This window comes from Streptomyces sp. ATLC9, assembly GCF_057196705.1.
Window position 1 is genome coordinate 1 of the sequence record NZ_JBXUOY010000633.1, and the last position, 279, is coordinate 279.

Below are 279 nucleotides of genomic sequence, written 5' to 3' on the forward strand. Positions count from 1 at the left end.
GGTGTCGGGTGTGGGTGGAGCCGACGGTCCGATCCGGTAGTAGGTGAGTGATGGGGTGACGCAGGAAGGTAGTCCAGCCCGGGCGGTGGTTGTCCCGGGGTAAGGGTGTAGGGCGCCAGGCAGGTAAATCCGTCTGGCATGAGTGCCTGAGACCTGATGCCGAGCCGATGATGGTGAAGTGGATGATCCTATGCTGTCGAGAAAAGCCTCTAGCGAGTTGCATGGCGGCCCGTACCCTAAACCGACTCAGGTGGTCTGGTAGAGAATACCGAGGCGTTC

The 279-nt window shown here is 60.6% G+C and carries 1 rRNA gene; it reads left to right on the forward strand.

Going from position 1 to position 279, the window contains the following annotated elements:
* Positions 1–279 (forward strand): 23S ribosomal RNA (locus AC2CJA_RS27415); the annotation flags it as partial.